This is a genomic window from Pseudomonas sp. LW8 (genome assembly GCF_041956865.1).
Taxonomy (GTDB): Bacteria; Pseudomonadota; Gammaproteobacteria; order Pseudomonadales; family Pseudomonadaceae; genus Aquipseudomonas; species Aquipseudomonas siliginis.
The window spans coordinates 3373214-3397504 of sequence record NZ_CP168138.1; the positions used below are offsets into that span (position 1 = coordinate 3373214).

A 24291-nucleotide genomic window follows, 5' to 3' on the forward strand; every position below is an offset into this window, starting at 1 on the left:
CCGGGTATATTCAGGATGTGCAGCGACGTGAAAGTCTTTCTGTGTATCCATAATCGCAACGGCAAGTTCAGGTCGATGCACATCGCAAGACACCTCGGTCGGCTCCCACTCCCCCGGGAGACGCCTGGGGTGAGTCGTATGCTGTTAGCGCACCTGCATGGGGTGCCAGGGGTCGAGTGGATTCACCACCACGCTTGCAGAATGCCGAACGTCTCGAGCATCCCCAATCGGCTCCCTCTCCCTCGGGAGAGGGCTGGGGTGAGGGGCGCGGTTTCACTCGGTCTTCGGATATTGCTCATCACCGACCTGCTCCATCCAGTCCACCACCTTGCCATCCAGCACTTCGGCAATCGCGATATGACTCATCGCCGTCGTCGGTGCTGCGCCGTGCCAATGCTTGGCGCCCGGAGCAATCCACACGGTATCGCCCGGCCGGATTTCCCGCACTGGCTGCCCCCACTCCTGCACGAACCCTGCCCCCGAGATGACGATCAATGTCTGCCCCAGCGGATGGGTATGCCACGCCGTTCGCGCGCCAGGCTCAAACGTTACGGTCGCACCACTGACCCGCGCCTCGTCGGTACCTTTGAACGGCGCATCCACCCGCACCGTGCCGGTAAACCAGTCAGCCGGGCCTTTGGCCGACGGTTGCGAGCCATTCGGTGTGACCGTGACACGCGGATTTTCAGTGGCATACACCTCGCCAGCCAGCAGCGAGAGCGTCAGCGCAGAAGCAGCAATCGGGTTCATGGCATTTCCTCCAATAGATGATGCAACCACTGTAGCGATCCGCACTCTTTGGATAATCGACTAGAATCCGAAAAAACTTATGCAGGACGATCATCAATGCTCCGGGAAAACGCCACCGACCTGCTCGCCTTTCTCGCCGTCGCCCGTGAACGCAGTTTCACCAAGGCCGCAGCCAAACTCGGCGTGTCGCAATCGGCGCTCAGCCACACCATTCGCAGTCTCGAGGCGCGACTCGGCCTGCGCCTGCTGACCCGCACCACGCGCAGCGTTTCGCCGACCGAGGCCGGCGAACACTTGCTGCAAACCATCGGCCCGCGCTTCGAGGAAATCGAGGTGGAACTGGCCGCCCTGAGCAACCTGCGCGAAACCCCGGCGGGAAAGATCCGCATCAGCGCCACCGACCATTCGCTGAACTGGATCCTGCGTCCGGTGTTGCAGGATTTCCTGCCGCAGTACCCGGATGTGTCCGTCGAGGTTTGCTGTGACTATGGCTTCGTCGACATCGCCGGCCAAGGCTTCGATGCCGGTGTGCGCCTGGGCGAAGACGTCGCCCAAGGCATGATCGCCACTCGCATTGGCCCGGACATGCGCATGGCGGTGGTAGGCTCCCCCGCCTACTTCGCCCGGCGCCCTGCACCGCAAACCCCGCGCGACCTGACCGACCACGCCTGTAACAACCTGCGCCTGCCAACCAATGGCGGACTGTATTCGTGGGAGTTCGAAAAGGACGGTGAAAGCCTGAAAGTGCGCGTATCCGGCCAGGTCACCCTGAATGGCGTGTACCCATTGCTCGACGCCGCGCTGGACGGTTTCGGGCTGAGCTACATCCCGGAAAACGTCGTTGCGCCGTTTCTGGCGGACGGTCGCCTGGTCCAGGTGCTGGGAGACTGGTGCCCGGCATTTTCCGGTTATCACCTGTACTACCCGAGCCGACGCCAGGCAGCGCCGGCGTTTGCGTTGTTGCTGGAGGCGTTGCGCTATCGCGGTTGACCCGGCTCAGCCCAGCAACGCAATCAACTGATGCCGTTGCGCATCGGTCAACATCGGCCCAAAACCGGCTCCGGCGTTGTCAACCATGTAGCGCGGATTGCTGGTCCCGGGAATCACACAGGTCACCGCCGGGTGCGCCAGGAGAAATTTCAGTGCCAGTTGCGGCCAGCTGTTGACCTGTACATCCGAGACCCACGCCGGCAGCGGCTTGCCCTTGAGCCGGGCGAGCAGATCGCCGCCGCCAAACGGCCGATTACAAATCACCGCCACCCCACGCTCACGGCACAGCGGCAGGATGCGTTTCTCGACCGCGCGATCATCCAGGGCGTAGTTGATCTGCAGAAAATCCAGCTTTTCGGCTTTCAGCACGGCCTCGACCTCGTCATAGGCCGACGAGGTGTAATGGGTGATGCCGATGTAGCGAATCCGCCCCTGCTCCTGCCATTCGCGCAGGGTCGGCAAGTGGGTTTGCCAGTCGAGCAGATTGTGAATCTGCATCAGGTCGATGCGTTCGGTTTGCAGCAGACTGAAGGACTGCTCCATCTGCGCGATACCCTCCTTGCGCCCGCGCGTCCACACCTTGGTGGCGAGAAAAGCCGGCGAACGTGGTTCGTGGATCGACAGCAGTTCACCGGTGGTCTGCTCGGCGCGGCCGTACATGGGCGAGCTGTCGATCAGCGTGCCGCCCTTTCTGAACAGCGCTTCGAGGACGGCGGGCAACTGCCGGTAAACCGGATCGCCCGGCGCGACGTCGAAACCGCGATAGGTGCCCAATCCGACCATGGGCAGTGCCTCGGAGCTCGAAGGGATGGCGCGGGTCTGCATGGTCTGGTCTCCTGCCGTGGGCGGCGCAATGACGGTCGGCGCTACGCTGCTGGCCAACGCCCGATCAATGGTGAACAGCGCCGCAGCCTGGGCAGCCAGGGTGAGCAAGCGGCGGCGGGAATAACCCTCAGTGTGGCGCATGCGTGTCCTCCTGCTGCGCGGATCTGTTGCATGGTGTGTGCGCAGGCTGTCAGGCGCAGGCGCTGAACTACACTGCCACAGCCAACCTCTCACCCCGTTAAAAGTAGCCGAATGTCCCGAACCCTGATGTCACTCGTCGTTTTCATCGTTGCCGTGTACCTGGTGCTGTGCGCCGCGCTGTTCGTGTTTCAGCGCTCGCTGATCTGGTTTCCCCAGCCTGCCGCCGTGGTTGCAGCGGATTCGCGCTTGAAACTGTCGATGCCGGATGCCGAGGTCTGGGTGACTGACCGAGAGCGCAGCGGAACGCGGGCGCTGATCTATTTCGGGGGCAATGCCGAGGACGTCTCGCGAAATCTGCCGGAATTCGCCGAGGCGTTTCCCGACTACGCGCTGTATTTCCTGCACTATCGGGGCTTTGGTGGCAGCACCGGCTCGCCATCGGAAGCCGCGATTGCCGAAGATGCGCTGGCGCTGTTCGATCAGGTCTATGCCAGCCACCCGCAGATTGCTGTCATCGGACGCAGCCTCGGTTCGGGGGTGGCGGTGCGCCTGGCCAGTCAGCGGCCGGTGCAGAATCTGATCCTGGTGACGCCGTTCAACAGCCTTGAGGAAATCGCCGAACGGCAATACCCGTGGGTGCCGGTGAAGTGGTTGCTCAAGGATCGTTTCGAATCAGGCAAATACGCGGCGCATATTCGCGCACCGACGTTGCTCTTGGCGGCCAGTGATGACGAAGTGATTGGGCGCAGCAGTACGCAGCGGCTGTTCGAGCGTTTTCCTGCGGGCGTGGCGACGCTGAAGGTGGTGCCGGACTCGGGGCATAACTCGATTTCCGAGCGCGAGCAATATTTGCAGTGGATTGTGGATGTGTTGAATCGCTGAAGGATGTAGCGATCAGACGGACGCCATCGCGAGCAGGCTCACTCCTACAGGGGGAACGCATTTCAAATGTAGGAGTGAGCCTGCTCGCGATGACGCCGGTACAGACAACACCATTTCCAGCTACTGTCCAAAGCTAAGGCTGACTGCCGCTCCGGGCATTTTCATCGCCAGAGGTGGCCGAGCGCGGCGTGACGTGCTGATGCCCGGTCGGGTCGTTGAGCTGCACGGCGTTGCCCTTCTGCCACGCATCAGCCCCCGTTGCGACAGGCGCCGGTTTGATCCCGGCACGAGCCTTTTTCTTTTCGGCACTGTCGATGCCCAGACGCTGATCGCGCTGGCGGACCATTTGTGCATCGGCCTGACCGTCAGCGGTAAAGCCCATCATCAACTGCGGCACGCCCAGCGGCAGTTGCTTGTCCTGATCGGTGTGCCAGGTGTGCCAAGTCTTGCCGTAAGTATTGGCGAGTTTTTCCATCAGGCGCTTTTCCGCCACTTGCGGGATGCCCGGCGCGACCAACTGGCCAGAAGTCACCTCGTGAGCATGGCTGTGCCACAAGGCTTTTTCTTTTGCCGGCAATTGCGTAAACAGGCGCTGACTGATGATGTATTCCACGCCCATCAACTTCGCTTCAGCCGTGTTGCCGTCGTAGATCACGCACTGGAACACTTCCTCATTGAGCGCCGAGCAGTAATGGTGCGCTTCCATCTGCGCGCCGGGATGACCGTTGTAAAAATGAAAGCCATCAAGGTACATGTTCAACGCGCGGATCGGCGGTTTGTCCTGCAACCACTGCGCGCCGACTTCGAGCATTTCAGTATCGGAGGCCTTGGCCTGACCCGGTGTCTGCACCGGTGACTCGGTGTTGCTCATCGCGCAACCAGTCAGCGCGGCGACCATCAAACCAATGGGAACCCAACGTCCCTGCGAGGTTGTCGTACGCATGTTTCACTCCTCGAACTTCTGTAACGGGCGCATGCTGGCCCTGTTCTGCAACTGAAAGCAGGAGAACGGCGGAGTTCGAAAAAATGCGCGCGGATCAGACTGGAGAGATCGTCGCCAGCACGCCGATCAGAATGGTCAAGGTCAGAAAGCCGCCGAGAAAAATTGCCATCTTGTACATGTCGCGCTCCTTGATGCGGGGTGTGCGGTGCACCGGACGCTTCGGGATGAGGTCGGAGGGTGATTGGCCGCACTGCCGGGGCATTCTGAGCCTGTGGCTGTACTGAATACAGAGGCAGATGAAACAGAAAAATACGGATCAGATGCGCATCTGATCCGCTTCGGGCATGAACAGGTATTCAGCCTGAGACTTGGGGATTCACTTTCGGCCCGGTTGATCTACAGTCATTGCCGACCGACAACAATAAAAACCGGAGTGACCATGCCCGACCTTGCCTTGCAACCCAACGTCGCCGCATCCCTCGCGCGCTGGCACGAGATGATCCGCAGCGGCAATCTCAAAGCCCTGCCTGAACTGCTTGATCCGCAAGCTGTGTTCCGCTCGCCCATGGCCCACACGCCCTACCCCGGCGCGCCGGTGGTGGCGATGATCCTCAACACCGTGTTCGAAGTCTTTGAAGATTTCGCCTATCACCGCGAATTGGCGACGGCGGATGGCCTGAATGTGATTCTCGAATTCAGCGCCAGGGTCGGCAGCAAGGAACTCAAAGGCATCGACATGATTCGCTTCGATGAACACGGCAAAATTGTCGAGTTTGAAGTGATGGTGCGGCCGCTGAGCGGGTTGCAGGCACTGGGCGAAGAAATGGGTCGGCGCCTGGGGGCCTACCTGGCGAACGCGAAAGCCTGACCCTACCGAATGCACTCGTCAGCTCCTACAGGTCCGGCGTATAAAAAAACCCACTGACCGTCGCCGGTTCAGTGGGTTTTGTGTGTCAGGGTTCTGCTTACAGAGCCATGTCACGTGCAGCGTTTTCCTTCGGCGCTACGGCTTTGTCAGCCGCAGGTGCCGCCGGAGCAGCTACCTGACCGATCACTGGAGGCGTCGGCAGTTCGAGGATTTTCGCGGTGTAAGCCCACTCAGCAGCCACTTTGGCCGGATCGCTGTTCAGCTGGGTGCCGTAGCTTGGCACGATCTGGTGCAGCTTGGTCTGCCACTCAGGGGTTGCGACTTTGTCTTTGAAGACTTTCTGCAGCACGCTCAGCATGATCGGTGCAGCAGTCGACGCGCCTGGCGATGCGCCCAGCAGGCCAGCGATCGAGCCGTCTTGCGAAGCAACGATCTCGGTGCCCAGTTTCAGCACGCCGCCAGCGGCTTCATCACGCTTGATGATTTGCACGCGCTGGCCGGCTTGCCACAGGCGCCAGTCTTCGGCTTTGGCGTTCGGGAAGTATTCCTTCAGCGCGTTCAGACGGTCTTCATCCGACAGCATCAACTGACCGGCAAGGTACTCGACCAGCGGGTATTCCTTGATGCCGACCTTGGTCATTGGCCAGATGTTGTGGGTGGTGGTACTGGTCAGCAGGTCGAAGTACGAACCTTCCTTGAGGAACTTGGTGCTGAAGGTCGCGAACGGGCCAAACAGAATGACGCGCTTGCCGTCCAGGACACGGGTGTCCAGGTGCGGAACGGACATCGGTGGCGCGCCAACCGAAGCCTTGCCGTAGGCCTTGGCCAGGTGCTGCTCGGCAATCGTCGGGTTCTCGGTCACCAGGAACGAGCCGCCAACCGGGAAGCCTGCGTATTCCTTGGCTTCAGGAATGCCCGACTTCTGCAGCAGGTGCAGAGCACCGCCGCCAGCGCCGATGAACACGAACTTGGCGTCGGTTTCGGTCTTGGTACCGTCCTTGAGGTTTTTGTAGCTCACACGCCAGGTGCCATCGGCGTTCTTGGTGATGTCTTCAACTTCGCTCGACAGTTTCAGATCGAAGTTGGGTTTGGTTTGCAGGTGAGCGGCGAACTGGCGGGTGATTTCGCCGAAGTTCATGTCCGTACCCAGCGGGCTCCAGGTGGCCGCGATTTTCTGGTTCGGGTCACGCCCTTCCATCATCAGCGGTACCCACTTCTTGATCACAGCCGGATCTTCGGAATACTGCATGCCAGCGAACAGCGGGCTCGCCTGCAGCGCTTCGTAGCGCTTTTTCAGGAACTTGATGTTGTCATCGCCCCACACGAAGCTCATGTGCGGAGTGGTGTTGATGAACGAGCGAGGGTTCTTCAGCACGCCCTGCTGAACCTGCCACGCCCAGAACTGACGGGAAACCTGGAACGCTTCGTTGATCTCGACGGCTTTCGGGATCGTCACGTTGCCCTTGTCGTCTTCCGGGGTGTAGTTCAGCTCGGCGAGGGCGGAGTGACCGGTACCGGCGTTGTTCCAGCCGTTGGAGCTTTCCAGGGCGACGCCATCGAGGCGCTCGACCATTTCCATCGACCAGGTCGGTTCCAGCTCATTGATCCACACACCCAGGGTGGTGCTCATGATGCCGCCGCCGATCAGCAGGACATCAACTTTCTTGGCTTCGGCAGCATTGGCAGACGACATCCCCATCGCCAAAGCCAGACCGAGCAAGGCTGTGTTCACTTTCTTAAACATCTGTTGCACCTATGATAAAACGCCTTCCGCCCGTCGTTGTTATCAGTCTGCGTTGCGCTTTGTTGACGCTCAGGCTGGCGTCGCGCAATCCGGCACACTTCAATATTGACGGGTGGGCACACAAGGCCGACATGTGGCATCGACCTCAGTTAATGTCCCTTCTGAACTGACTTCTTATCGTTATTGGCTTCAGCTGCTTGAGCGACAGGGATCCCGTCGGCCCGCCTGAAAGGCCAGCCAACCGAATTAAGTCAAAGCAAATTTGGCGCGGAGAATATCACGTCAGGGCGAACCCGCGCGTCTGTTCCCGACTTGAAAGTCTTTTTCCGCTCTGGGGCTTATCGGCCATGGGCCACCAAACATGACCGTGATCAGGCATTGGCCTGCAAAGTTTTTTGCGCGATACACATCGCAACTTGATAAATCATTGCGAACGGCTCGTTGTTCAAGCAGAAAATAACCTGCTACGTTGTACGATGACTGACAAACTAAGCCAGTCATTCCGACCCAATAACAACAAGGAAACAACATGACCAAATCCCGCCTCCTCATCGGTTTGTTCTGCGCCTTCAGCGCCTGCGCCATGGCCGCCCCTGCCCCGGCGGAAAAGCAAGTGGCCCAAGCGGTGGATCACCTGACCCAGGCGATGCTGCACAAAGACATCGCCGAACTGAACGCTCTGACCGCGCCGAACCTGACCTACGGCCACTCCAGCGGCAAGATTCAGGACAAGCAGGAATTCATCGCCGACATCGAAACCGGCCGCAGCGCATTCAAGACCCTGGAGATGCAGAAGCAGACCATCACGATGTCCGGCGATACCGCATTGGTGCGCCACCACTTCTCCGCGCAGGCGTTGAAGGGGACTGAGGTGATTCCGACCGAGATCGAAAATTTCCAGATCTGGCAGAAACAGGGCGGGAAATGGTTGTTGGTGGGGCGGCAGGCATTCAGATTCTGATTAAGGGCACATAGGTTTGATTCAGTGTTGCCCGAGCTGGCCTAATCGCGGGCAAGCCCGCTCCCACAGTGGATGATGGTGTGCACACCGTTGCATTCACAACATCAGACCCTGTGGGAGCTGGCTTGCCAGCGATAAGGCCGTGATAGACACCAGAAATGTAATGGGTCCTACCGCTATCACAACCGAAACCGATCCACCGACCGCGCCAGCTGCCCCGCCAGATTCGACAATTCATCGGTGGTCGTCGCGGTCTGCCCGATCACCCGACTGTTGCCTTCGCTCATCCCGGCAATCATCTCCACCTGATGGGCGATCTCGTTACTGGCCTGGCTCTGTTCGCCAATCGTGCGGGTGATGTCGTTGACCAGTTGCGTGGTGTTCAGCGTGGCGTCGAGGATCTCGCGAATTGCCCGCTCGACTTCCGCGGTCACCGCCATGCCCTTGTCGACCTGCGCCACGCCGGCCTCCATGCTGTTGACCGCCTCGCGCGTGCTGCTCTGGATGCGCGCGACCATTGCGGCAATTTCCTGGGTCGAGGCGCTGGTGCGTGCGGCCAGACTGCGCACTTCATCCGCGACCACGGCAAAGCCACGGCCCTGCTCACCTGCCCGCGCCGCCTCGATCGCGGCGTTGAGGGCCAGCAGGTTGGTCTGGTCGGCGATGCTCTTGATCACCTGAATGATGTTGAAGATCGCCTCGGATTCCTGATCCAGCGTGCGGATCACCTGCGCCGACTGCTGTGCCGAGCGGGCGATGTCGTCCATGTCGCTGACCACTTGATGAATCACCCCGCCGCCCTCCTTCGCTAGAGTTTCCGCCTGATTGGCCATGCTCAGGGCACGTTCGGCGTGGCGGGTGATTTCCTCGATGCTGGCGGTCATCTGACTGGCGGCGGCCGCCATGGTCCCGGCGGCAACGCTTTGCTGCTGGCTGCTGTCGGCGACCTGATGGCAGCCCTGACTGAGCTGCTCGCTCATGCCGCTGACACCGTGGGCGTTGCGCCGGACCACGTCGATCATGTTGCGCAAGTCACGTTGCATGGTCGCCAATGTGCGGATCAGCACACTGGCTTCGTCCTTGCCGGCGGGTTCGACAATCGGTTCGCTGAGATTGCCATGGGCAATGCTTTCAGCGATGCGGCTGGCGGATTTGAGCGGCCCCATGATACTCAGGATCACCCAGCGCCCCTGAATCAGCAGCAGCAACAGACTGGCGATCAGCACCACACCAAGGGCCAGATTGGCATTGCTAATGGCCGCTTCGGTGCCTTCGCTGGTTTGCCGAGTGTTGCTTTCAATCAATTCGCTGAGCGTCGCCATTTGCTCTTCGAGCTGGCTGAACGCGGCATTGAACGTGCCGAGCTGCTGCTGGGCGGCATCCGGATTGTCCAGCGCCACGCCGACGATCTGCTCGGCGGATTTGATGTAGGTGTCGAGGCTCGGCTTGATCTGCTCCAGCGCCGTGCGCAGCTGCGGGTTGATCGGCAGTTTCAGGTTGTCATCCAGCACTTCACGAAAATGCCCTGCGTGCTCGGCCAGCGAGTCGCGCACTTCTGTGGCGGTGGCGGTGCTTTTGCCCAGGCCGACCAGCATCGCCGAATAGACATCGGCGCGCAGGGCGTCGTGCATCATGTCCGCTTCCATGTGATTGCGCAGCGCGCTCATGCTCACCGTGTTATCGCCTACCGCCGTGGCCATCCGCAGATTGCCGACGTAACTGACCAGGCTCACGATCAGCGCCGTCAGCAGGCTGGTCGCAATCAGCAACACCAAACGCAGTTTGATCGACACCGTGGAATCTCCCGTGGGCACGCTGGATTGCGCTTGTCGGATTTCAGTTAAGCCTATGTGCAGGGAACTGCCGACACAGAGCGTATCGGCTGATGTCAGGGGCGACTTGAATCCGGCAAAACTTTTCAAGCGTGAACCCGGTCACACCTTGCAGCGCCGATGGATAACGCCTTCATCGCTGGTTAACCCCGGCAGGCTATCAATCCATGGCTACGAACATTCATGCAGCTGAAGGAAACGCTTATGAAACGCGCACTGTGGTTTGGTCTGCTCGGCACGTTGGCAATCGGCACCGCACAGGCAGCAACGGAGAAAGTCGCAATCAATCTGGTCAGCGCCAACGGTGCGCCGCAGGCGATCGGCTCTGTCACTGTCAGCGAAACGCCGTACGGCCTGCTGTTCACACCCGAGCTGAAATCATTGCCGGCCGGCATTCACGGTTTCCATGTCCATGAAAACGGCAGCTGCGAAGCGGGCATGAAGGATGGCGTCAAAGGCGCAGCACTGGCCGCTGGCGGACACTTCGATCCGGCGAAAACCGGCAAGCATCTCGGCCCTTACGCCGATGGGCATCTGGGTGATCTGCCAGCGGTGTATGTGACGGCTGACGGGGTCGCCAACTATCCGGTGCTGGCACCGCGCCTGAAGAAGATTTCCGAGATCAAGGGCCACGCCCTGATGATTCACGCCGGCGGCGATAACCATTCCGACATGCCCAAGCCACTGGGCGGTGGCGGTGATCGCATGGCCTGTGGGGTGATCTGAACCGACTGAGCGGTGAAAACTCTGACTCACGGCTTTTCACCGCTCACGGAACTCCCGCGCGCCGTTCACCTCTGACGTTATGTAGTCCCTTCCCTTTTTGCTTAGCGCTTGTGGAGGAACACGTCATGCGCAAGTTAGTCCTGATTTCTTCTTTAATGCTTTGCCTGCCGGTCGGTTCGGCGCTGGCCCGCGTTGACGCGGGTGACGTCGCCACCTCGGCAGGTGTCTCCGCGTCGCTGTACTCGACCTTCAAGGACGACAAAATGGTGATTCCGGCCCGTGACGACGTGTCTGCGTTCGTTGCAAGCGGCGGGGCCATTCGTGGGGTTTATCTTGAGTCGGTACTGCAACAGGTGCGCCAGGCCAACCCTGGCTTGAACGCCAGTGATGAAGACCTGGCCAACGCCATTCTGGTGCAATACGAAGGCGTGCAGCAGTAGTCACGAGGGAAGCAGCGGCCGATGGACGGCCGCTGAGTGCACATAGGCAAACATGTCCGACGGCCTCTATGATGGAGGCCATGACGACGACCGTGCCCTTACGCTCACCCTGCCCACCCGGCGCCTGCATCTGCGGGCGCGATCCTTTGCTGGAAACGCCCGGAGCCGATCTGCGCATCCTGCGCTTGACCCGCGCTGAGGAAAAAATTCTTCTGGCGCGCCTGGAACAACTCAAAGACCTCGCCGACCTCAAACGCCTGCAACAGCGTATGTACGAGCAACTCGGCATCCGTGTCGACGTCGCCCCCGGTTTCAATGAAGTGCGCACCATGCGCGGCATTGCCATTCAGATCGACGAGCTGCCAGGCCTGTGTCGCAAGACTCGCGCGGCAATCCCGGCGGCGATTCGCAAGGGCCTGGAAAACCACCCGCAAATCGCCTTCGAACTGCTCAACGCCCACGACTTGCTGCGCGACACCTGATCACTTTTTCATGCCGACGCGTTTGCGCATCTCGGCGGTGATGGTCTGACGGGTTTTCTTCATGTCCGCCCAAGGCTCATCGCCGACTTCGGTCAGACGCTCGTGAACGTTGTAGATGTTCCAGTGATTACCACCCTTGATTTCAGCGACTTCCTCTCGGTACAGCGGCACCGACACCGGCATGCCTTCCCGCGCACGTGCGGCGTAGGCGCAAATGGTGGTGGCACCGAGGCCGTTGCGCAGGTAATCGATGAAGATCCGCCCGACGCGGTTTTTCGGCCCGGACACCGCTGAAATCCGGTCCGGCAGCAACTTGGCCATGTGGCTGACGATGGCGTGGCTGAAGTCCTTCACTTCGTCCCAGCCATGCTTGCGCGTCAACGGCACCACCAGGTGAATGCCTTTGCCGCCGCTGGTTTTCAGGAAGGCTTTGAGGCCCAGCTCATCGAGCACAGTGAGGGTCAGCGCGGTGGCTTCAACCATGCTTTTCCATGGCAACGCAGGATCCGGGTCGAGGTCGAGGACGAAGCGATCGGGCTTGTCCAGATCCACGGTTGTGGCGTTCCAGGTGTGCAGCTCCACCGTGCTCATCTGCACCGCACCGACCAGCGCTTCGGGATTGTTGATCATCATCACTGGCTGGCCGGTGACGTCCTTGTCCAGGGCGGTGATGCCGGGAATGGCCAGGCGATCGGCGTTCTTCTGGAAGAACAGTTCGCCGGCGATGCCGTCCGGTGCACGCACTAAGGCCACGGGACGATCCTTGAGTTGCGGCAGGATGTGTTCGGCAACGCTGGCGTAATACTGCGCCAGTTGCATCTTGGTTGTGCCGCTGACCGCATCGATCACTCGATCGGGGTGAGTGATGCGTACCTTGCCGCCGGCCAGACCTGCTTGCGAAGGCGCGGTTTCGGCTTTTTTGCTGGCGGCGGTTTTCTTTGCCGGCTGCTTTTCGGCGGTTTTGGTCTTTTCGGTTTTTTCGGTTTTTTCGGACTTGGCAGCTTTCACAGGCTTCGCTCGCTCCTCGGTAATGTCCTTGGCCGGTTTGTCATCGCGCAAACCATGGAACACGGCATGCCGCACCGAGCCGTCCTTGGTCATCTCGGCGAATGCCACTTCGGCCAGCAGTTTGGGTTTCAGCCAGTGCACGCCTTTGGCCTCGAAACCGCTGGGCGGATTGACCACTGCGGCGGCTTTGGTCTGCAACGGCTTAAGTTGGGCGAGGATGCTTTTCAACGTGGTTTCGTTGAACCCGGTGCCGACCTTGCCGGCGTAGCGCAACTCGCCGCTGTCACGGTCGTGCAGGCCGAGCAGCAAGGCACCGAAAGCACTGCGCGCACCTTTCGGATCGGTGTAGCCGACGATGACGAATTCCTGGCGATGCTTGCATTTGAGCTTGATCCAGTCGCCGCTGCGCCGCGATACATATGGCGAACCGAGGCGTTTGCCGATCAGGCCTTCCATCTGCATCTGGCAGGCGCTGTTGAGCAGCGCATCGGGGGTTTCTTCGAAGGCTTCGGAGAAGCGCAGCGTTGACGATTCTTTCTGCGCGCCGAGGATGGTGCTCAACGCGGCGCGGCGTTCTTCGACCGGCACGTCGCGCAGGTCGACGCCATTCAGATACGGCACGTCGAACAGGTAATAAACAATATTGCCGCTGCGCCCGGCATCGAAGGCATTCTGCAGCGCTTGAAAATCCGGCACCCCTTGCTCGTTGGCCACGACCATTTCGCCATCGAGCCAGGCCGATTCCAGACCCAGCGCCGCCAGCGCTTTGGCCTGCTGCGGCAGTTTGTGCGTCCAGTCATGGCCGTTGCGGGTGAACAGCTGCACCTCATCGTGATCGATCCGCGCCATGATCCGGTAGCCGTCAAACTTGATCTCGTAGCTCCACTGCCCTTCGGGCGCGCTGTCGACCAGCGTCGCCAGTTCCGGCTTGATCAGCGCTGGGAGCTTGGCCTTGCGTGCGCCGGTAAGCTGCCCGGACGCCTGCTTGCGCGGTTTGGCCGGGGCCTTCTTTACCGGTTTGGCCTTATCGGCGGCAGCCGCCGGTTTACCGACAATCGTGCGCTCGCTGAGCACGCTGTCGGGCTCGGCGACCAGCACGTCGAAATCATCCTGCGGGCGCGCGGCGTTGTCCTGATGCTTGATCAGGAACCATTGTTCCTTCTTGCCCGGCATGTGCGTGCGCACCAGATTCCACACGCCGCCGAGCTTCTCGCCTTGCAACTCGAACTTCAGCCGGCCCTTGGCATAGGCCTTGTGCGGATCTTCCAGCGGAATCCACACACCGCGATCCCAGACGATCACATCACCGGCACCGTAATGCCCCTCGGGAATGCTGCCTTCGAACGTCGCGTAATCGAGCGGATGATCCTCGACATGAATCGCCAGACGCTTGACCGACGGGTCCAGCGACGGCCCCTTCGGCACCGCCCAGCTTTTCAGCGCGCCGTCGAGTTCAAGGCGAAAGTCGTAATGCAGGTGCGAAGCGTCGTGCTTCTGGATGCAGAACTGCAAGGCATGATCCTTGGCCGACTTACGGCCCGAGCGCTTGACTGCGGCCGGTTCCGACGTCGCGGAAAAATCACGCATGCGGTTGTAATCGTCGAGGTACCTGTTCATGAGCACACCGATGGCAGACGGGTTCTGTTATGCAGAAGAGCGACACGGCGGCGGAAAAATTCAATCGAGGTAAAAAAGCCCCGGACGGATGGAACGGCCGGGGCTGGCAGTGTCAGGGATTTTTACAGCGGGTCAGGCTTGCCCTTTCGCCTGCTGTTCCAGATGCACCTGCAAGTCGGGATCGATGTTCAAGGCCGCGGCCAGCTCATCGAGATAGCTGCGTTCGGCGTCCTGTTGATCGTCTACCAGCATGACGCTGGCCAGGTACATTTCGGCGGCTACGGCCGGATCGCCGTCAGCGGATTGCGCCACTTCGCGGGCATCCAGCGGCTTGGCGACTTCGGCGTCGAACCATTGCTGCAACTGCGGGTCGGCGGTGTGTTTGCCGATTTCGCTGCTGATGAGATGCTTTTCTGCGTCGTCGATGCGGCCGTCAGCCTTGGCGGCGGCGATAAGGGCGCGCAGTACCGCGTGGCTGTGGGTTTCGATTTGCGGGCCGGCGAGCAGGTCGGCGGTTTGTGGCAGCTCCTGCGGCGCGGTGCTGGCCTGGCTGCGTTGCCAGGCTTGATACGCTTGGTAAGCCATCATGCCCAGCGATGCGAGCGCCGCGTAACTGGTCCCGCCGGTACGGCTTCTGCTACCGCCACCGAGGGCGCTTCCCAAGCCACCGCCGCCGAGCAAGCCACCGAGCAAACCACCCAGGCCGCCGAGGCCACCCGAAGCAGCCGCGCCACCCGCTCCGGACTGACTGCCGCCGCCCAACAGTCCACCAAGTAAACCGCCCAGGCCGTCACCGGCCGAAGCTCCGCGTTGTTGTCCCGCCGAGGCCTGGCCTCGGAGCAGTTGTTCAAGCAAATCGCTGGTGTTCATGACGTTATCCTCCGAGGCCACGGCCCGATCGCGTCAGGCAACGATAGACCGACGCAGCCATAGCGCCAGCACCGTTGGGCTGACGCCCGATCACCGTTGAATCGCCACGCGAGAAAATTTTCGCCAGCCAGCTAAGATTCAGGGGTGGTGAACCTTATCCCGGCTAAACCGGTCGATAGCTGCAACCCGACCCGGTTTGCCGACGCCCTTTCTGATGATGGGCGATAACCGGCTTGCTTCACTTTCTGGAGAACGCCCTCGTGATATCAACCGTACACATCGCCAGGCTGAAAGCATGGGGCGCCCATGGTTTTACCGCGACTGGCGTGGTCACCGCCTTCCTCGCCACACTCGCCCTGCTGGAAAACCAGCCGATCCATTGCCTGATGTGGCTGGGCGTTGCGCTGATCGTCGACGGCCTGGACGGCGCACTGGCGCGCAAGGTCAATGTGCAATCGGTGCTGCCGAGTTTCGACGGTTCGATCCTCGATCTGGTGATCGATTACCTGACTTATGTATTCATCCCGGCACTGTTTATCTACCGCTACATTCCCCTGCCCGATTACACCCTGTTGCTGACGGTGTCGGTGATTCTGGTGTCGTCGCTGTTCTGCTTCTGCAACGTCAACATGAAGAGCAAGGACAACTATTTTGTCGGCTTCCCGGCGGCCTGGAACGTGGTAGCGCTGTGCCTGTACATCATTGGCCCGGGGCCGTGGATTACCTTTCTCACCGTGATCGGGCTGGCGCTGCTGACGGTGACGCGGATGAAGTTCCTGCACCCGTTTCGCGTGCGGCGTTTCATGCCAATCAATATTGCGGTGACGGCGATCTGGCTGTTGTGCAGCCTGTCGCTGGTGCTCAATCACCCGGTGATCAACCCGCTGGTGATGGGCTTGTGGCTGCTGATGTCGGCTTATTTCCTGGGGATCTGCATCTGGCGCACGGCGCTGGAGTGGTTTGATCGCGGCCATTTGAAATAAGCACATCCCCCTGTGGGAGTGAGCCTGCTCGCGAATGCGGTGGTTCCATCAACATCAAGGTTGGCTGGCACACCGCTTTCGCAAGCAAGCTCGCTCCCACAGAGATCTTCATCGATCAGGAGATCCGATGGGGACTAGCGCTTGGTAATAACCACCTCCAGATACTCACTCGGCACCACCAGCGACGCCTCCCCGGCGCGATTCGATCGGTTGAGCAACTCGGTCAGATCATCCTCCAGCGCCTGCCCGGCCTCCGCCGGCAACACCGCAAAAGCCTTGTGCACCGGCCCATACCAGTGCCGAAAGATGTCAATGAAATGCGCCGCCGAGCGGTAGCGGAAGTTGAAGTGGCTGCGGGTCACGCGCACGACAAAATCGCGGTCATCGAAATGCTTGTGCAGCCACGCATCCGAGCCCCAGTTCGATGGAGGCTGTGCAACCGCTGGCGGTGGCAGATGCTGGCCGAGAGTCTTGAACATCTGGCCGACGAAGCCCTCCGGCGTCCAGTTCGCCATACCGATCCGTCCGCCGCGACGACAGACCCGCCCCAGTTCAGCAGCGGCGGTGACCTGGTCAGGCGCGAACATCACGCCGAACGTCGACAACACGGCGTCGTAGCTTTCATCGGGAAAAGGCAAAGCCTCGGCATCGGCCACCTGAAAAATCACCTCCAGATGCTCGGCCCGGGCGCGATCCTGACCACGCTCCAGCAATGCCGCCACATAATCGGTCGAAGTCACTACACACCCGCGCCGCGCCGCTGCCAGGGTTGCATTGCCGTTGCCGGCAGCGACATCCAACACCTGTTCATCACAGCGCAGATCGCAGGCCTCGGCGAGGCTTTCACCGACGATCTGCAAAGTCGTGCCGATCACGGCGTAGTCGCCACTGGCCCAAGCGACTTTCTGACGTTCCTTCAGGGCAGTGAGATCAATCGAGGTACTCATGACAGCGAGCTCCGTGGCAGAGAGAAAGCACAGGCTGCGACGCGGACCGTGCTTGCTCACTATCGCGCCGAGGCTGCCCGGCGTCCCTGTCAATCGTCCGCCAGCCCCATAAACCCGGCACTTTGCCGATGAGTGGCGCAAATCTGTCAAGCACCTGATACACCTTGCGCATTGTCAGCGTCGCGGGATTGGTTTCTGATGCGGGCTCGCCCACGCAAAGGACTCGACCGATGTCACTGCACCTCGACTGGCTCGCCGCGCACATGCAACACAGCGATCGCTACGCGGCGTGGATTCACCAACAATTCCACTACGAATACGCCGACCAGCCCCTGGCTCAATGGCAGCGCGAATTTGCCGAGGGCCAAAGCAATGGTGAATGGTCGTGCCTGATTGCCATGGACGGTGAACGCCTGCTCGGTGGTGCCGCACTGGCCCGCAACGACTTGGCTGATCGCGCCGATCTCGGCCCATGGCTCGCCTGCGTATTCGTTGACCCCGAGGCGCGCGGGCGAGGCTTGGCGGAGCAGCTGATTGAAGGGATTTGCGAGGCAGCAAAGCAGCGTGGGGTGTCGCGGTTGTACTTGCACACGCAAGACAAACACGACTACTACGGTAAACGCGGCTGGCAGCTTCTGGAGCGTTTCCAGGCGTGGGAGAAAACACAATGGCTCATGGTCCGCGACCTCTGAGCCATTGCGTTGTTTTGATCAGGCTGCCGGTGCCTTGGCCTCCTCCAGCAACTGCTTGATCATCTGCTCCTGCTCCGCATAGCGACCTTCGCCAAAGTGGCTGTAACGCATCTGGCCCTTGGCGTCGATCAGGTAATGCGCCGGCCAGTATTGATTGTCGAAGTTGCGCCAGATTGCGTAGTCGTTGTCGATCGCCACCGGGTAGGTGATACCGAGTTTTTTCACCTGATCCTTGACGTTGTTGATGATGCGTTCGTAGCCGTATTCAGGGGTGTGCACGCCGATCACCACCAGGCCGTCCTTCTCGTATTTCTTCGCCCAGTCTTTGACGTACGGCAGGGTGTGCTGGCAGTTGATGCAGTCGTAGGTCCAGAAGTCCACCAGCACCACTTTGCCGCGCAGGGATTCGGCACTGAGCTCTGGTGAATTGAGCCATTGCACAGCGCCCGACAGCGACGGCATCGCGCCCCGCGCCTCGTCCATCATCGAATCGGCGCGGACCTTGCTGACAAAGTAGTCGACCACTTTCGGCACGTTTTCCAGGACGTTTTTCTCGACGCTGGCCACGCCTTCGGAAGAGGTGTTGGCAAGCAGAGTCTTATCGGCGCCCGTGGAAATCACCGCGACTGTCGCAAGCACCGCAACCCCGGCACCACGACGCAACCAGCCGCTGAACGGGATCGACGGTTTCAGCCGATTGACCAGACCGCGCCCGGCGAAGATCAACGTGCCCAGCGACAAGGCACTGCCGACGCCGTAAGCCAGCAGCAACAGGCTGGTCTGGGCATTGGCGCCTTGCAACATTGCGCCGGTCAGAATCACCCCAAGGATCGGCCCGGCACAGGGCGCCCACAACAGGCCGGTGGCGACGCCGAGCATGATCGAGCCCATCGGTCCGGCTCGTTTACGCGTGTCCTGATCGAGACGATTGCCCAGGGCGACGAAGGGCCTGGTCAGCCAGTCACCGACGCGGGCCGAGATCAGCGACAGGGCGAACAGCGCCATGACGAACAAGGCAACGTGGCGGCCGGTGTTGCTGGCCTGAATCACCCACTCGCTGCTGACCACGGCAAGGCTGGAGATCAGCGCAAAGGTCAGCGCCATGCCGGCGAGAGTCAGGAAGATCGAGGAACGGGTACGGTTGGCGCCAGCGAACAGAAACGGCACCACCGGCAGGATGCACGGACTGAGAACGGTCAGCAGACCGCCGAGAAATGCAATGAGGTACATAAGGGGTCACCTTGGAATGGGGGCTGGGCACACAACCGGGCAGCGAGGGAAACGTCCCCTCGCTAGCTCGCTTTATTTACGCCGTGGCTCATGCAGTCTGGCCGTCGAGCAACTGCCCTTGAGGCGTACGACTGGCACCGTTTTCCGCGACCAGTTGGCCTTGCGGTGTACGGCTGGAACCATCAGCGGCGACCATCTGGCCTTGCGGCGTGCGGCTCGATCCGTCAGCGGCGACCATCTGGCCCTGCGGTGTGCGGCTCGATCCATCAGCGGCAACCATCTGCCCCTGCGGTGTGCGGCTGGAGCCGTCAGCGGCGACCATCTGCCCCTGCGGTGTGCGGCTGGAGCCGTCAGCGGCGACCATCTGCCCCTGCGGTGTGCGGCTGGAGCCGTCAGCGGCGACCATCTGCCCCTGCGGTGTGCGGCTGGAGCCGTCAGCGGCGATCAAGGCATCGCTGCCCTCCTTCGCCACGGTGGTCAGCTGGAAGCAGGTGCTGCTGGCGCAACTGCTCTGCTCCACAGCACTGTTGGCGTGGGCGGCGGCACCGGTGAAGGCGAAGGCTGCTGCGGTCAGAAAGCGCGAGACGTTGTTCATGGCAAAACTCCTTGCAGAAAAAGTAGGGATGACTCAGTTCTGGTTGTTGCAGCCGTCAGCGAATTTGCTGTAATCCAACTCGCGGGTTTTGCCGGCGGAATCGAGGTAGGTCATGCGCGCCTCGGTGATGCCGCAGGTCACCGAGGTGTCTTCGGTCATCGACAGCACTTTCTGGATATCCAGATGGGTGCCGTAGGTGTAGGTTTGCCGGCTGACGTCAGCTTCGGCGTGGGCCGACAGGGTGCAGATGTTCAGAGCGGCGAACAGGCAGGCGGCGAATACGGATTTGTTGTTCATGGTGTAGTCCTCAAGGCTTCAGTGGGTTTGAGCCGAGGCGGTCTGTGTGTGCCTCGATGGAGCCTATTTGAGGCCTTCGAGGTATCGCGTCTGTGTCAGGAAAGGACGAGAATCACTCGTTGTGTATCCCTGCAGCGTGTAGATACAGAGCGATACAAAACCCCGAAAAAATCGTGATTTTGCGTCGGTGTGTATCCGCCGCTGCGGCAGATACACTGCAATACAAAGGCAGGCAGGCGTGCGGTCTACGGCGCTATAGACTGCACGGCATTCCCCCTTTGACAGAGGCTTGAACCGATGGAACATGTCGATCACATTCTCATCGTCGACGACGACCGCGAGATCCGTGAACTGGTAGGCAACTACCTGAAGAAGAACGGCCTGCGCACAACAGTGGTCGCCGATGGCCGGCAGATGCGCAGCTTCCTTGATGCCAACACCGTCGACCTGATCGTGCTCGACATCATGATGCCCGGCGACGATGGCCTGCAGCTGTGCCGCGAATTGCGCGTGGGCAAACACAAGGCGACGCCGGTGCTGATGCTCACCGCGCGCAACGATGAGACCGACCGCATCATCGGTCTGGAAATGGGCGCCGACGATTACCTGAGCAAACCTTTCGCCGCCCGCGAGCTGCTGGCGCGGATCAACGCCGTGTTGCGCCGCACACGCATGTTGCCGCCGAATCTGGTGGTCACCGAAGCCGGACGCCTGCTGGCGTTCGGTCGTTGGCAGCTGGACACCTCGGCCCGGCACCTGCTCGACAGCGACGGCACCATGGTTGCCCTCAGCGGCGCCGAATACCGCCTGCTGCGGGTGTTCCTCGACCATCCGCAACGGGTGCTCAGCCGCGATCAACTGCTCAACCTGACCCAGGGCCGCGAGGCCGATCTGTTCGACCGCTCCATCGATCTGCTGGTCAGTCGCCTGCGTCAACGCCTGCTGGACGATGCTCGCGAGCCGGCTTATATCAAGACCGTGCGCAGTGAAGGTTATGTGTTCTCGCTGCCGGTCGAACTGCTTGGGGCTTCGGCATGAAACTCAAGCTGCAATGGCCGCGCACTCTCGCCTCGCGCCTGTCGCTGATTTTCCTGATCGGACTGATTCTGGCGCAGGGCCTGTCGTTCGGCGCGCAGTATTACGAGCGTTACCAGAGCGCGAAAAGCACCATGCTCGGCAACCTCGAAACCGACGTCTCGACTTCGATGGCGATCCTCGATCGCCTGCCCGCCGCCGAACGCGAGGCCTGGCTGCCGCGACTGGCCCGGCGCAATTACGGCTACCTGCTCAACGAGGGCGAACCGGGCATGCCGGTGACCTCGGCTGAAAAGTCCGTCGCGATCGCCTCGATTACGGCGGCCATCGGCGACACTTATCCAATCGTGTTTACCGAAGTTCCCGGCGGTCCGAGACAACACTTCCAGGGCCACCTGCGCCTGAGCGACGGCAGCCCGGTGACCATCGATATCCGTCCGGCGATGGTGCCGCTGTCACCGTGGTTGCCGGTGGTGCTGCTGGGCCAACTGGCATTGCTGATCCTCTGCACCTGGCTCGCCGTGCGCATCGCCATTCGCCCCCTCACCCGCCTCGCCAATGCGGTGGAAACCCTCGACCCCAACGCCCATCCGATCAAACTCGACGAGCAAGGGCCGACCGAAGTGGTCCACGCCGCGCGGGCGTTCAACGCCATGCAAACGCGCATCGCCGCCTACCTGAAAGAACGCATGCAACTGCTCGCGGCGATTTCCCACGACCTGCAAACGCCGATCACCCGGATGAAATTGCGCGCAGAGTTCATGGACGACTCGGTCGAAAAAGACAAACTGAGCAGCGATCTCGGCGAAATCGAGCATCTGGTGCGCGAAGGCGTGGCCTACGCCCGCAGCGTTCACGGCGCCACCGAAGAAAGCCGGCGTACCGATCTCGACTCGTTCCTCGACAGCCTGGTCTTCGACTATCAGGACATGGGCAAGGACGTGCAGCTCGGCGGCAAGAGCAAGGCGGTAATCGAAACCCGCCCGCAGGCCCTGCGCCGGGTCCTGGTGAACCTGACCGACAACGCCCTGAAATTCGCCGGCGCCGCGCAATTGCAGGTCGAAGCGCAGGGCAACAGCCTGTCGGTGAAAGTCCTCGATCGCGGCCCGGGCATCGCCGAGGCCGAGTTGGCGCAGGTGCTGGAACCATTCTACCGCGTAGAAAATTCGCGCAACCGCGACACCGGCGGCACCGGGCTCGGGCTGGCGATCGCCCAGCAATTGGCGATGGCGCTGGGAGGCTCGCTGCTGTTGAGCAATCGTGAAGGTGGCGGGTTGTGCGCTGAACTGAAGTTGCCGCTGCCACGCTGAGAAAAACACCGGCTAGACTCATTCATTACCCAGTCGAGGGGGCCGCAGGACGTCTGCTGTGCCCTGCCCCAATCCGTGACCACCGCCCGGTGGCGCCTGCCTCGACATTCAACGCCGCCGGACGGTGATCCTGTTTCAGGAGCACACGTGATGAATGAGGCGAAGCTCAACGAATTCATGGGCAAACTGGTCAACGACATGGGCGGCGCGGCGATGCTGGCCAATGTCATTGTCGGCGAAGAACTCGGTCTGTACCGGGCAATGGCCGACAGCCAACCGATCAGCCCCGAAGCCCTCGCAGCAAAAACCACCTGCAATCCGCGCCTGGTACGCGAATGGCTCAGCGCCCATGCCGCGTCCGGTTACATGGAACACTCTGACGGTCAGTTTCGTTTGCCCGAAGAGCAAGCCTTGGCGCTGGCCGTGGAGGAATCGCCCGTGTACGTCGCCGGCGGTCTCGGCGTGGTGGCGTCGTTTTTCCATGACAAGGACAAACTGGTCAAGGCCATGCGCGGCAATGGCGCCTTGTCTTGGGGCGATCACCATCCGTGCATGTTCAGCGGCACTGAACGCTTCTTCCGCCCCGGGTACAAAGGTCACCTGATTGCCGAATGGCTTCCGGCCCTGGACGGTGTGGTGGCCAAACTCGAACGCGGCGCCAAGGTTGCCGACATCGGCTGCGGTCACGGCGCCTCGACGGTGATCATGGCCCAGGCGTTTCCCAAATCGCAGTTTGTCGGCTTCGACTTCCATGCGCCGTCAGTCACCGTCGCGACGCAACGGGCCGAAGAAGGCGGTGTGGGCAATCGCGCCAGATTCTTCGAGGGGACGGCGAAAAACTATCCCGGCGGCGACTACGACCTGATCTGCTTTTTCGACTGCCTGCACGACATGGGCGACCCGGTCGGCGCCGCTCGCCACGCTTATGAGTCGCTGAAAGACGACGGCACGGTGTTGCTGGTCGAACCGTTCGCCAACGACAAACTGGACGACAATCTCAACGCGGTCGGGCGCCTGTTCTACGCCGCCTCGACGTTTATCTGCACGCCCAATTCGCTGTCCCAGGAAGTCGGCCTCGGGCTCGGTGCGCAGGCCGGGGAAATGCGCCTGCGCAAAGTCTTTGTCGAGGCCGGGTTCAAGCAGTTCCGTCGCGCCACGCAGACGCCTTTCAACCTGATACTGGAGGCGCGCAAGTAACCCGAGCGGATCGCATGCTAACCTGCGGGCACTGCCCATTCTGGAGTGCTGAGCATGCTCGATAGCCCGATCCGCGAACATCTCGATACGCTGTTGCAGGCCATGGCCGACGATAAATTCCTGATATTGACCGGCGCCGGCATCAGCACGCCATCGGGCATTCCGGACTATCGCGACAGCGACGGCGTGCGTCGCGGGCGGCAGCCGATGATGTATCAGGAATTTCTCGCCGCCCCGGAATCACGCCGGCGGTATTGGGCGCGGGCCATGCTCGGTTGGCCGCGCGTCCGTCAGGCCCGACCGAATGCGGCGCATGAGGCGCTGGCGACGTTGCAGCAGCGCGGCCGGATCAGCGATTTGATCACGCAGAATGTCGATACCTTGCACGATCAGGCCGGCAGCCACGATGTGATCGAACTGCACGGCAGCCTGCATCGGGTGCTGTGCCTGGATTGCGGGCAACGCAGCGAGCGCGATGCGATCCAGCAGCAGATGGAGGCACAGAATCCCTACCTGAGTGGTGTTGATGCGGTGCAGGCGCCGGATGGCGATACCTTGCTGGATCCGGCGTTTGAAGCGCGGTTTCAAGTGCCCCGGTGCCCGCATTGCGCGGGTGAGCGGATGAAACCGGATGTGGTGTTTTTCGGCGAGAACGTGGCGCCGACGACAGCAGCACGCGCGCTGGCCGCCGCCGAGAATGCGGCGGGGTTGCTGGTGGTGGGATCTTCGTTGATGGCGTATTCGGCGTTTCGCTTGTGTCGGGTGATCGCCGAGCGTGGCAAGCCGTTGATGGCGATCAATCTGGGCAAGACCCGGGCGGATGATTTGCTGGATTTGAAGATTGAAGGCTCGTGTGAGGAGCTTTTGCCGTGGTTGGTGGAAGAGCTGAGGCGGTGAGATTTTGAGTAATGGGTTCGGCTTGAAAT

At 61.0% G+C, this 24291-nt stretch carries 24 protein-coding genes and 1 pseudogene; 13 read left to right on the plus strand and 12 right to left on the minus strand.

Annotated elements, in window-relative coordinates:
• Positions 1-273: 273 nt before the first annotated feature.
• Positions 274-750 carry a cupin domain-containing protein gene (locus tag AB9L16_RS15225; RefSeq protein ID WP_375122333.1) on the minus strand — a complete coding sequence of 159 codons (477 nt, stop codon included), beginning with the start codon at positions 748-750 and terminating at the stop codon, positions 274-276.
• 96 nt (positions 751-846) lie between these two features.
• Here AB9L16_RS15225 and AB9L16_RS15230 point away from each other — a divergent pair, with 96 nt between their 5' ends.
• On the plus strand, positions 847-1740 hold the full coding sequence (locus AB9L16_RS15230; protein WP_375122334.1) for a LysR family transcriptional regulator: 894 nt from the start codon (positions 847-849) through the stop codon (positions 1738-1740).
• A 6-nt stretch (positions 1741-1746) separates the two neighbouring features.
• Here AB9L16_RS15230 and AB9L16_RS15235 read toward each other — a convergent pair whose 3' ends face one another.
• On the minus strand, positions 1747-2706 hold the full coding sequence (locus AB9L16_RS15235; RefSeq protein ID WP_258706856.1) for an aldo/keto reductase: 960 nt from the start codon (positions 2704-2706) through the stop codon (positions 1747-1749).
• Positions 2707-2817: 111 nt separating this feature from the next.
• On the opposite strand from AB9L16_RS15235, the gene AB9L16_RS15240 reads away from it, so the two are divergent.
• Positions 2818-3588, plus strand: a complete 771-nt coding sequence (locus AB9L16_RS15240) for an alpha/beta hydrolase (RefSeq protein ID WP_056789165.1) — start codon at positions 2818-2820, stop codon at positions 3586-3588.
• A gap of 133 nt (positions 3589-3721) precedes the next feature.
• Here the strand turns inward: AB9L16_RS15240 and AB9L16_RS15245 are convergent, their stop codons facing one another.
• Entirely contained in the window at positions 3722-4531 is an 810-nt protein-coding gene (locus tag AB9L16_RS15245; RefSeq protein WP_056789164.1) for an OBAP family protein, read from the minus strand.
• A gap of 439 nt (positions 4532-4970) precedes the next feature.
• Between AB9L16_RS15245 and AB9L16_RS15250 the strand changes: the two genes are divergently transcribed.
• Positions 4971-5399: a nuclear transport factor 2 family protein gene (locus tag AB9L16_RS15250; protein ID WP_095180270.1), complete on the plus strand. Its 429-nt coding sequence runs from the start codon at positions 4971-4973 to the stop codon at positions 5397-5399.
• A 97-nt stretch (positions 5400-5496) separates the two neighbouring features.
• On the opposite strand, the gene mqo is transcribed toward AB9L16_RS15250, so the two are convergent.
• Entirely contained in the window at positions 5497-7143 is a 1647-nt protein-coding gene (mqo, locus tag AB9L16_RS15255) for a malate dehydrogenase (quinone) (protein WP_252884404.1), read from the minus strand.
• Between the two features lie 529 nt (positions 7144-7672).
• Here mqo and AB9L16_RS15260 point away from each other — a divergent pair.
• Positions 7673-8104, plus strand: a complete 432-nt coding sequence (locus tag AB9L16_RS15260; protein ID WP_236168635.1) for a nuclear transport factor 2 family protein — start codon at positions 7673-7675, stop codon at positions 8102-8104.
• 179 nt (positions 8105-8283) lie between these two features.
• On the opposite strand, the gene AB9L16_RS15265 is transcribed toward AB9L16_RS15260, so the two are convergent.
• Both AB9L16_RS15265 and AB9L16_RS15270 read right to left on the minus strand, forming a co-directional pair.
• The gene (locus tag AB9L16_RS15265; RefSeq protein ID WP_374046354.1) at positions 8284-9147 is read right to left on the minus strand and encodes a methyl-accepting chemotaxis protein; all 864 of its coding nucleotides are present in this window, start codon (positions 9145-9147) and stop codon (positions 8284-8286) included.
• Positions 9142-9918, minus strand: a pseudogene (locus AB9L16_RS15270) (MCP four helix bundle domain-containing protein); the annotation flags it as partial. The gene AB9L16_RS15265 and the pseudogene AB9L16_RS15270, both read right to left, overlap by 6 nt.
• Positions 9919-10140: 222 nt before the next feature.
• On the opposite strand from AB9L16_RS15270, the gene sodC reads away from it, so the two are divergent.
• From sodC to AB9L16_RS15285, 3 genes are all read left to right on the plus strand, one after another.
• Complete coding sequence (gene sodC / locus AB9L16_RS15275; protein WP_375122335.1) at positions 10141-10662, plus strand: superoxide dismutase [Cu-Zn] SodC; 522 nt, start codon at positions 10141-10143, stop codon at positions 10660-10662.
• 125 nt (positions 10663-10787) lie between these two features.
• Positions 10788-11102, plus strand: a complete 315-nt coding sequence (locus AB9L16_RS15280) for a DUF2388 domain-containing protein (RefSeq protein WP_016775151.1) — start codon at positions 10788-10790, stop codon at positions 11100-11102.
• 80 nt (positions 11103-11182) lie between these two features.
• A complete protein-coding gene (locus tag AB9L16_RS15285; protein WP_071172813.1) occupies positions 11183-11584 on the plus strand; it encodes a hypothetical protein in 402 nt (133 codons plus the stop codon).
• On the opposite strand, the gene ligD is transcribed toward AB9L16_RS15285, so the two are convergent.
• Positions 11585-14209, minus strand: a complete 2625-nt coding sequence (gene ligD / locus AB9L16_RS15290) for a DNA ligase D (RefSeq protein ID WP_375122336.1) — start codon at positions 14207-14209, stop codon at positions 11585-11587.
• A 132-nt stretch (positions 14210-14341) separates the two neighbouring features.
• A complete protein-coding gene (locus AB9L16_RS15295) occupies positions 14342-15079 on the minus strand; it encodes a tellurite resistance TerB family protein (protein ID WP_375122337.1) in 738 nt (245 codons plus the stop codon).
• Positions 15080-15339: 260 nt separating this feature from the next.
• Here AB9L16_RS15295 and pcsA point away from each other — a divergent pair, with 260 nt between their 5' ends.
• Positions 15340-16062, plus strand: coding sequence for a phosphatidylcholine synthase (gene pcsA / locus AB9L16_RS15300; RefSeq protein ID WP_039762346.1), 723 nt, complete (start codon positions 15340-15342; stop codon positions 16060-16062).
• Positions 16063-16196: 134 nt separating this feature from the next.
• On the opposite strand, the gene AB9L16_RS15305 is transcribed toward pcsA, so the two are convergent.
• Positions 16197-17009, minus strand: coding sequence for a class I SAM-dependent methyltransferase (locus AB9L16_RS15305; RefSeq protein ID WP_150635010.1), 813 nt, complete (start codon positions 17007-17009; stop codon positions 16197-16199).
• A 230-nt stretch (positions 17010-17239) separates the two neighbouring features.
• Here AB9L16_RS15305 and AB9L16_RS15310 point away from each other — a divergent pair, with 230 nt between their 5' ends.
• Positions 17240-17701 (plus strand): GNAT family N-acetyltransferase, encoded by a 462-nt coding sequence (locus AB9L16_RS15310; RefSeq protein ID WP_375122338.1) that lies wholly within the window; start codon positions 17240-17242, stop codon positions 17699-17701.
• Positions 17702-17719: 18 nt separating this feature from the next.
• Here AB9L16_RS15310 and AB9L16_RS15315 read toward each other — a convergent pair whose 3' ends face one another.
• From AB9L16_RS15315 to AB9L16_RS15325, 3 genes are all read right to left on the minus strand, one after another.
• Complete coding sequence (locus AB9L16_RS15315; protein ID WP_280038852.1) at positions 17720-18931, minus strand: cytochrome c biogenesis protein DipZ; 1212 nt, start codon at positions 18929-18931, stop codon at positions 17720-17722.
• An 88-nt stretch (positions 18932-19019) separates the two neighbouring features.
• Positions 19020-19526, minus strand: a complete 507-nt coding sequence (locus tag AB9L16_RS15320) for a hypothetical protein (RefSeq protein ID WP_122700635.1) — start codon at positions 19524-19526, stop codon at positions 19020-19022.
• Between the two features lie 33 nt (positions 19527-19559).
• Positions 19560-19823, minus strand: a complete 264-nt coding sequence (locus tag AB9L16_RS15325) for a DUF2790 domain-containing protein (protein ID WP_016775158.1) — start codon at positions 19821-19823, stop codon at positions 19560-19562.
• A gap of 297 nt (positions 19824-20120) precedes the next feature.
• Between AB9L16_RS15325 and AB9L16_RS15330 the strand changes: the two genes are divergently transcribed.
• The 4 genes from AB9L16_RS15330 to AB9L16_RS15345 all read left to right on the plus strand — a co-directional run bounded on the left by AB9L16_RS15330 (position 20121) and on the right by AB9L16_RS15345 (position 24262).
• Positions 20121-20861: a response regulator gene (locus tag AB9L16_RS15330; RefSeq protein ID WP_024013314.1), complete on the plus strand. Its 741-nt coding sequence runs from the start codon at positions 20121-20123 to the stop codon at positions 20859-20861.
• A complete protein-coding gene (locus AB9L16_RS15335) occupies positions 20858-22168 on the plus strand; it encodes an ATP-binding protein (protein WP_110645568.1) in 1311 nt (436 codons plus the stop codon). The genes AB9L16_RS15330 and AB9L16_RS15335 overlap by 4 nt, the downstream gene beginning before the upstream one ends.
• 150 nt (positions 22169-22318) lie before the next feature.
• Positions 22319-23365, plus strand: a complete 1047-nt coding sequence (locus AB9L16_RS15340; RefSeq protein ID WP_056789123.1) for a class I SAM-dependent methyltransferase — start codon at positions 22319-22321, stop codon at positions 23363-23365.
• A gap of 54 nt (positions 23366-23419) precedes the next feature.
• A complete protein-coding gene (locus AB9L16_RS15345; RefSeq protein ID WP_375122340.1) occupies positions 23420-24262 on the plus strand; it encodes an NAD-dependent protein deacetylase in 843 nt (280 codons plus the stop codon).
• The last annotated feature ends 29 nt before the right edge of the window (positions 24263-24291 follow it).

What these genes read in the sequence shown, in the direction of transcription:
- AB9L16_RS15280 (WP_016775151.1), top strand. Translation starts at nt 10,788, where the DNA reads ATGCGCAAGTTAGTCCTGATTTCTTCTTTAATGCTTTGCCTGCCGGTC.
- AB9L16_RS15335 (WP_110645568.1), top strand. Translation starts at nt 20,858, where the DNA reads ATGAAACTCAAGCTGCAATGGCCGCGCACTCTCGCCTCGCGCCTGTCG.
- AB9L16_RS15320 (WP_122700635.1), bottom strand. Translation starts at nt 19,526, where the DNA reads ATGAACAACGTCTCGCGCTTTCTGACCGCAGCAGCCTTCGCCTTCACC.
- AB9L16_RS15250 (WP_095180270.1), top strand. Translation starts at nt 4,971, where the DNA reads ATGCCCGACCTTGCCTTGCAACCCAACGTCGCCGCATCCCTCGCGCGC.
- AB9L16_RS15315 (WP_280038852.1), bottom strand. Translation starts at nt 18,931, where the DNA reads ATGTACCTCATTGCATTTCTCGGCGGTCTGCTGACCGTTCTCAGTCCG.
- sodC (WP_375122335.1), top strand. Translation starts at nt 10,141, where the DNA reads ATGAAACGCGCACTGTGGTTTGGTCTGCTCGGCACGTTGGCAATCGGC.
- AB9L16_RS15225 (WP_375122333.1), bottom strand. Translation starts at nt 750, where the DNA reads ATGAACCCGATTGCTGCTTCTGCGCTGACGCTCTCGCTGCTGGCTGGC.
- AB9L16_RS15295 (WP_375122337.1), bottom strand. Translation starts at nt 15,079, where the DNA reads ATGAACACCAGCGATTTGCTTGAACAACTGCTCCGAGGCCAGGCCTCG.
- AB9L16_RS15265 (WP_374046354.1), bottom strand. Translation starts at nt 9,147, where the DNA reads ATGCAACGTGACTTGCGCAACATGATCGACGTGGTCCGGCGCAACGCC.
- AB9L16_RS15345 (WP_375122340.1), top strand. Translation starts at nt 23,420, where the DNA reads ATGCTCGATAGCCCGATCCGCGAACATCTCGATACGCTGTTGCAGGCC.
- AB9L16_RS15285 (WP_071172813.1), top strand. Translation starts at nt 11,183, where the DNA reads ATGACGACGACCGTGCCCTTACGCTCACCCTGCCCACCCGGCGCCTGC.
- AB9L16_RS15340 (WP_056789123.1), top strand. Translation starts at nt 22,319, where the DNA reads ATGAATGAGGCGAAGCTCAACGAATTCATGGGCAAACTGGTCAACGAC.
- AB9L16_RS15310 (WP_375122338.1), top strand. Translation starts at nt 17,240, where the DNA reads ATGTCACTGCACCTCGACTGGCTCGCCGCGCACATGCAACACAGCGAT.
- AB9L16_RS15260 (WP_236168635.1), top strand. Translation starts at nt 7,673, where the DNA reads ATGACCAAATCCCGCCTCCTCATCGGTTTGTTCTGCGCCTTCAGCGCC.
- AB9L16_RS15325 (WP_016775158.1), bottom strand. Translation starts at nt 19,823, where the DNA reads ATGAACAACAAATCCGTATTCGCCGCCTGCCTGTTCGCCGCTCTGAAC.
- mqo (WP_252884404.1), bottom strand. Translation starts at nt 7,143, where the DNA reads ATGTTTAAGAAAGTGAACACAGCCTTGCTCGGTCTGGCTTTGGCGATG.
- AB9L16_RS15230 (WP_375122334.1), top strand. Translation starts at nt 847, where the DNA reads ATGCTCCGGGAAAACGCCACCGACCTGCTCGCCTTTCTCGCCGTCGCC.
- AB9L16_RS15240 (WP_056789165.1), top strand. Translation starts at nt 2,818, where the DNA reads ATGTCCCGAACCCTGATGTCACTCGTCGTTTTCATCGTTGCCGTGTAC.
- AB9L16_RS15305 (WP_150635010.1), bottom strand. Translation starts at nt 17,009, where the DNA reads ATGAGTACCTCGATTGATCTCACTGCCCTGAAGGAACGTCAGAAAGTC.
- AB9L16_RS15245 (WP_056789164.1), bottom strand. Translation starts at nt 4,531, where the DNA reads ATGCGTACGACAACCTCGCAGGGACGTTGGGTTCCCATTGGTTTGATG.
- AB9L16_RS15330 (WP_024013314.1), top strand. Translation starts at nt 20,121, where the DNA reads ATGGAACATGTCGATCACATTCTCATCGTCGACGACGACCGCGAGATC.
- ligD (WP_375122336.1), bottom strand. Translation starts at nt 14,209, where the DNA reads ATGAACAGGTACCTCGACGATTACAACCGCATGCGTGATTTTTCCGCG.
- AB9L16_RS15235 (WP_258706856.1), bottom strand. Translation starts at nt 2,706, where the DNA reads ATGCGCCACACTGAGGGTTATTCCCGCCGCCGCTTGCTCACCCTGGCT.